8 protein-coding genes and 1 pseudogene are annotated in these 5,930 nt (G+C 44.8%); 8 read left to right on the plus strand and 1 reads right to left on the minus strand.

The window, feature by feature from the left end:
• A pseudogene (locus tag IQ242_RS14725) lies at window positions 1-232 on the minus strand (DUF3782 domain-containing protein); the annotation flags it as partial.
• A gap of 353 nt (window positions 233-585) precedes the next feature.
• On the opposite strand from IQ242_RS14725, the gene IQ242_RS14730 reads away from it, so the two are divergent.
• From IQ242_RS14730 to IQ242_RS14765, 8 genes are all read left to right on the plus strand, one after another.
• Entirely contained in the window at window positions 586-1,158 is a 573-nt protein-coding gene (locus tag IQ242_RS14730) for a PEP-CTERM sorting domain-containing protein (RefSeq protein WP_228021011.1), read from the plus strand.
• A gap of 102 nt (window positions 1,159-1,260) precedes the next feature.
• Window positions 1,261-1,716 carry a hypothetical protein gene (locus IQ242_RS14735; RefSeq protein ID WP_052277622.1) on the plus strand — a complete coding sequence of 152 codons (456 nt, stop codon included), beginning with the start codon at window positions 1,261-1,263 and terminating at the stop codon, window positions 1,714-1,716.
• Window positions 1,717-1,781: 65 nt separating this feature from the next.
• Entirely contained in the window at window positions 1,782-2,099 is a 318-nt protein-coding gene (locus IQ242_RS14740; protein ID WP_002757707.1) for a hypothetical protein, read from the plus strand.
• A gap of 42 nt (window positions 2,100-2,141) precedes the next feature.
• Window positions 2,142-2,459, plus strand: a complete 318-nt coding sequence (locus IQ242_RS14745; RefSeq protein WP_052277621.1) for a hypothetical protein — start codon at window positions 2,142-2,144, stop codon at window positions 2,457-2,459.
• Between the two features lie 79 nt (window positions 2,460-2,538).
• The gene (locus IQ242_RS14750) at window positions 2,539-3,285 is read left to right on the plus strand and encodes a hypothetical protein (RefSeq protein WP_052277620.1); all 747 of its coding nucleotides are present in this window, start codon (window positions 2,539-2,541) and stop codon (window positions 3,283-3,285) included.
• A 163-nt stretch (window positions 3,286-3,448) separates the two neighbouring features.
• A complete protein-coding gene (locus IQ242_RS14755) occupies window positions 3,449-4,267 on the plus strand; it encodes a DUF4351 domain-containing protein (RefSeq protein ID WP_193960476.1) in 819 nt (272 codons plus the stop codon).
• 302 nt (window positions 4,268-4,569) lie between these two features.
• A complete protein-coding gene (locus IQ242_RS14760; RefSeq protein WP_193960477.1) occupies window positions 4,570-5,529 on the plus strand; it encodes a helix-turn-helix domain-containing protein in 960 nt (319 codons plus the stop codon).
• Window positions 5,526-5,930 (plus strand): MFS transporter (locus IQ242_RS14765; protein WP_193960478.1); only part of this gene is annotated, 405 nt, incomplete at its 3' end. The genes IQ242_RS14760 and IQ242_RS14765, both read left to right, overlap by 4 nt.

The following is a 5,930-nucleotide window of genomic DNA, read 5'->3' on the forward strand; positions in this document are numbered from 1 at the left end:
TGTGTATAAGAGACAGTCCCCAGCGAGTGGTTAAACTATCCACTGCACGACTGGTATTTGCCACTGTTTTCTCTAGCTGTGCTAAACGGCGATCGGCTTCGGCCTTGGCTTCGGCCGCCCGGCGATCAGCTTCGGCCGCCCGGCGATCGTATTCTTGGCGTGATTGTTCAAACTTTTCGTTAGTTTTCTCGAAAAGTTTATAGATATCTTCGATGGTAATCGGTTGAGACATAGTTATTTACTTTAATCCCCCTTATTTTACTTATTACTATAATTGTACTACCAAATTACCAGTCATTTTTGGGACAGGTGTTAATTCACTGAAACATTCATCTTCGCTCTCCTGTACGCTTAGGCGGGAGCCCGCAGGGAGCGGCGTAGCGGTGCGCCCCTTCAACCGAATCGCCCGAACTCCTATTTTTCCAAGCCTCTCAGGGCAATGCCTTCAGCCAATTCTTAAAAAAGTATTAAGAAAACGGGAAGGGGTCAAAAAAAATAAGGAATTTTCGGATATCACCTTTTCCGTAAACTCCCCTATATTGACGACTGTTTATCTTTATTCCTTTCTGTGAGGAGTTTAAACCTATGACATTATCAACACTTATCAAAAAATCGATCGGTGGTGGGGTCGCCCTTATCGGTCTATCTTTACTCGCTCCTGTATCTGGTGCGAGCGCCGCTACTTTTGGCTTTTCTTTCTCGAATGTGGATGGCCCGGTTAGTGGTACAGTTTCTGGGACAATAGAGTTGCCGGACGCGGCACTAACCACGGATGGGATATACGCGGCTACCGCTCTTTCCGTCACCTCCGCTCCTGCCGCTTTAGGATACACGCTACCGGTTATTGGTACATTCCCATCACTGGGTCCTAATGCTTTTAATGTTGTGGGTGGTAATATCATTCTGTCTGGTACTCAATTCGCTCGTAGTCAATTTGTTGTAACGGGTTCTCCAAATGCAAATGCATTTGGATTAAATTCTCCTCTCGGAACTCTATTCGGTACAAACGGGGTTGCTGATGCTTCAAGTGGAGTTTTAGACTCAAATAATTCAACACTGACATTTACTCGCGCTACTTCCGTTCCCGAACCGGGTACTATCTTAGGTTTAGTAACAGTGGGTGCTTTAGGGGCATTAGCTCGCAAGCGCAAGGGATAAAAGGATTTTCCGCCGCTAAAAATTCCGTAACCCCTTGACAATTTACCCGACTAGGGAGACGAAATTATTTTTACTCCCTAGTCTCTTTCCCAAAAAATAAACATGAAACATTTTCCGCTTATTTCCCCTCGAAACGTTTTAGCTTCCGTAGCGATCGCTTTATCCCTTGGTTTGGGTTTAACCGCCCCTCTACAAGCGCAGTTAAGCGGTAGAGTGAACTTTGAACGGGGCAGTGATATGGCCGCCCTCAACGGGACAATTACAGGGCGTGAATACCGAGATTTTGTCTTAAGAGCGAGAAAAGGTCAAACCCTGATGGTTTCTCTTGCTGATGATGGGACAGGCAACCCAGAAGACAAGCATAGTGTATTTTTTAATATCCTGCCGCCGGGTAGTAATAATGTAGCGATTTATAACAGTTCTGCCCAAGGACCCAACGCCATGGCTAAAATTAAACTCCCCAAAGATGGCGACTATACCATTCGTGTCTATCTCATGGGAGAAGCGAAAGACGGCAATCATACCGTTCCTTTCACCTTCTCGGTAACGATTAGGTAGTTATCGAAAAATCTTGAACGCATCCTAGAGATTATCGCCCCTCTTACTCTGTAAGAAAATCAATCATGTTCGAGTCTATAAAATTCAGCGCCATCGCCACCGGAATCGCCCTCGTCGCTACTTTACCAGTTTATGCCGCGAATACTGCTACCATGTTGTCGGCCTGCAAATCTCGCGCCGCTAATGCTTATAAAACCTCGCCGGGTAATATCGTTGTCAAATACGAAGGACAACGCACCGACGGCACTCACGCAGTGAATGGCACTTACGAGACGGATAAAATGGTCAATACCTTCCAATGTTCCTTTAACCGCAACGGCAACCAGATCGTCAAATTTATCAAAAACCTACCCTATTCCAAAGTGGACGAAGGCGCTATGTAATAACACGCTCACTTAGTCTTCATTGGAGGAGATCAAAAAAGCATGAAACCCGTTTATGTGTTGTTAATTGCTATTACTACGGGTGTTATCGGTGCGGGTATCGGATTGTTTCTAGGAGGGAAATTCTTGGGAACCCTCGGATTCACAGGTGGTGTAACCTACGGTGTTTGTGTCGCCACGGAAACGGGAAAACAAGCGGGTTTACTAACCCAATCGGAAACCGATCAACTCTTAAAACAAATTAAAGCAAGAGCGGGTTCAGATTTTAATTTGAAACCAGAACAAATCGAAGAATTCGCCAAAATCAACTGTCAAGACACCCTAGAAAAAGCGAAATCGGCCCGTTCGGAAAAAAACTAGACGGACGTTATAGTACAATTGTCAACAAATCTAGCGATCGCTGTAAAACATCTAATTAACTTGGGAAAAAACTTAAATCATGCGTAAACTCTTTTCCGCTTTTTTACTGGCCACCTTAATCACCACCCCGGTTATTCTGCCTTCCCCCGCTTTCAGCGAAATCCGTAAAGAACGAGTGCAATTCAAAGCCGGAACCGAAGGAACCACTATTCAAGGCAAAATCAAGGGAGAACAAGTCGTTCAATACCTAATTCGCGCCAATGCTGGACAAAATATGTCGGTTAGCCTCTTGAGTGATAACGGGGGCGCTTCTTTCAATATTTTCGCACCGGGAAAAGTCCCGGGCAAAGACGCGGCGATGGTTATCGGGAACAATGTCGGTAATGCCCACGAGGGAATCCTACCGGCGGACGGCGATTATACGATCCAAGTGGGTTTGACTCGCAACTCGGCCCGGAATAATGAAGTGGCTAATTATCGCCTAAAAATCTTTATTTCCAATAATTACAACCAAAGCGATGCCAAAGTACCGGGGACAAATTACCATGCTACGGGTAATGTTACCTGTTCGATGGGCGATGGAAAACCGGCGGGATCTTGTCCCTTTGGTGTCACTCGTCGGGGCAACGGTAGCGCGGATGTCACTGTTACCAAACCCGATGGTCGCAAGCGTATCATTTTCTTTGAAAAGGGAAAAGCGATCGGTGCAGATACCAGTCAGGCAGCTCCTGGAGCGTTTAGCGCCTCGAAACAAGACGATATCTATATTATTCGCATCGGCAAGGAACGCTACGAGATTTTTGAAGCGATCATCTTTGGGGGTTAGGTGCTGCTTCTCGTAAGCGCCAAGCATAAAATCCCCATTGAGGATAGTTTTGAGTATATCTTGGTCTTTAGGAGGGGTTTTACCCCTCCTTTGGTTATTTTTGGGGATAGGGGTTTAATTTTGTTAAAATACAGGTCAGGCTTGACCTGTATTTGAATTGAAAATGTATGATTCCACCTGTAAATTTATCGCCCTTGAATATTCCAGAGACTTAGCCACTTGGTTACTAGGAAAACCCTTAGACTTAACGGAAATTAAACCCTCAGAATTATCCCTAGAACCGATTAGAGCCGATACGTTAATCTTTTTGGAGTCAGAAGAATTAATCTTACATATCGAGTTCCAAACTGACCCTAAAGAAGACATTCCCTATAGAATGCTCGATTATGCCACCAGACTCTATCGATGCTATCCCCATAAACCCATCCATCAAGTGGTGATTTATCTGAGGAAAAGTAACTCCCCCAAAGTCCGACAAAATGATTACAAACAAGGGAAAACCTATCATCAATTTGAAGTGATTAGACTCTGGGAACAACCCTCAGAAACCTTATTACAAGCGCCAGGGCTATTTCCCTTCGCTATACTCGCTCAAGCTGAGAAACCAGAAAACTTACTGGGGCAAATTGCCCAAGAAATCGAGCAAATCAGCGATAGTCGAGAACAAAGCAATCTGGCCGCATCTACCGCCATCCTAGCTGGGTTAGTATTAAATAAAGACATCATTCAACGATTATTGAGGAAGGACATCATGAAAGAATCTGTTATCTATCAAGAAATCTGGTCGGAAGGTTTACAAGAGGGAGAAGCTAACCTCGTTTTACGTCAATTAAATCGCCGTATAGGTGGCATTTCACCGGAATTATCCCCGAAGATACGCAGTCTTTCCCTAGAACAGTTAGAAAACTTAGGCGAAGCTTTGTTAGATTTTCAGTCACTACAAGATTTAGAACAATGGCTAGAAAATTGCCAAATAAATTAAGTACAAGAGAACTAATTCTCCAGTCCATGCTCTCAGCACAGGGTAGCTGCAAGCATTTGGCTATCCTTTTCTTGAGCTTGTGATACACTAACCAGAAATCTATCAATTTTCTCCCTGTGAGGAGAATAACCCGGTAATACCAGCAGAACTTATCAAAAACTTCGTTGGGGAAGGTGTCACTTATAAATTTTTCTCTCTTAACCGCTGTATCTGGTGTAAGCGCGGTGGTCAGTGGTAAAATTAAGTGTCTATTGAAGCGATCGTTTTTGGGAATTAATCGGGATTATATCGGGTATTGAGTGATGTCAGAGGTGGAGAATTCTAATCTTGTTTTCTATAACTTTCAAAGTTCTGAGGAATTGGAGGCAGTGGTAGATCCAAAACAAGAATTCCGGGTGATGCAGTTAGCCGAGGGGCCGATGCGCTTGGATATCTGGCAGTTACAGTTAGATAGAGCGATTTTTGAATTTAGATATCTCCATGCTCCTCTTCGCGTCCGCGGAAATAAAAAAAACAAGAATTTAGTCTTTGAATTTATTCTCTCTCCCGTTCTCGGCCCCTATATTTCTCATGGGTTCGAGATAACACGAGATACCCTCTACGGTTTTGATAACGATCGCAGTATCGATTTAGTTCTCCCAGCTAACCTGCTTATGGGAACGTTAATTATTAACCGAGAAATCTTCGAGGATTGTTTACAAGTTATGGAACGAAGTGATCTTGATGATCACTTTTTAGCAAATAATTATATCCAGAGTATGGGTAGCTTTAGTTCGGTGCAGGATTATCTAAGAGAATTATATGGTTTAGTGCGACGACAGGACAGATTCCTCGAACAACCTCAAATTAGCCGGTTGATCCTAGAAGATTATCTACCTTTACTGATAGAAAGCGTACCCCATAAGCGGGGCAAATACCGAAATCCAGAGCGATTTTTTCGACAATGGCAACTGGCACAAAAAGCGGAAGAATATATGTTGGCTCATCTCGATCGACCGATCACCTTAAAAGACCTTTGCGAGATTCTTCGTAGCAGTAAAACTCCCCTTAACTACGCCTTTCAAGAGGTTTTTACGATGAGTCCAATGACCTATCTCAAACTATTGCGACTTCACGCCGTTCACAGGGCGCTAAAAGTCGCTGAACCCACCACAAAAATCTCAGACGTGGCGCGCCAATTTGGCTTTTGGCACTTGGGAAGATTTAGCCAATACTATCGGCAACTATTCGGACAACTTCCCTCGGAGACGATCGCGCGATGACCTCCTCCTTTTCTCGTTTCCGGTTGAATAAACCCATCGCGGGCTGGATTCTCTACGATATCGCCAGTTCTGGCTATATTATGATGATTCCGGGCGTTACCTACGCGGTTTTTTTCCGCCAGATCGTCTGTGGAGGCGCGGCGGTCTGCGATGGAAAATGGGCATTCTGGGTTTCTCTCTCGCTGATTGTCGCGGGGGGATTAGCTCCCTTGTTAGGGGCGATCGCCGATATAGGTGCCTTGCGCCATCGGTTGTTCGTAGTGACGACGTTACTCTGTGGGGGAGCAACCCTGGCTTTAGGCACTGTCCAACCGGGGGCGATCGTCTGGGGTGGAATCGTCTTTTTGTTAGCCCAAACTGGCTATCTGCTGGCTACCAGTCTTTACGATGCCTATTTACCC

This window comes from Microcystis sp. LEGE 08355, assembly GCF_015207185.1.
In the GTDB taxonomy this organism is placed as follows: Bacteria; Cyanobacteriota; Cyanobacteriia; order Cyanobacteriales; family Microcystaceae; genus Microcystis; species Microcystis panniformis.

Bases quoted from the DNA above. Each gene is read 5' to 3' on its own strand.
- IQ242_RS14735 (WP_052277622.1), top strand. From the start codon at position 1,261: ATGAAACATTTTCCGCTTATTTCCCCTCGAAACGTTTTAGCTTCCGTA.
- IQ242_RS14740 (WP_002757707.1), top strand. From the start codon at position 1,782: ATGTTCGAGTCTATAAAATTCAGCGCCATCGCCACCGGAATCGCCCTC.
- IQ242_RS14755 (WP_193960476.1), top strand. From the start codon at position 3,449: ATGTATGATTCCACCTGTAAATTTATCGCCCTTGAATATTCCAGAGAC.
- IQ242_RS14760 (WP_193960477.1), top strand. From the start codon at position 4,570: ATGTCAGAGGTGGAGAATTCTAATCTTGTTTTCTATAACTTTCAAAGT.
- IQ242_RS14730 (WP_228021011.1), top strand. From the start codon at position 586: ATGACATTATCAACACTTATCAAAAAATCGATCGGTGGTGGGGTCGCC.
- IQ242_RS14745 (WP_052277621.1), top strand. From the start codon at position 2,142: ATGAAACCCGTTTATGTGTTGTTAATTGCTATTACTACGGGTGTTATC.
- IQ242_RS14750 (WP_052277620.1), top strand. From the start codon at position 2,539: ATGCGTAAACTCTTTTCCGCTTTTTTACTGGCCACCTTAATCACCACC.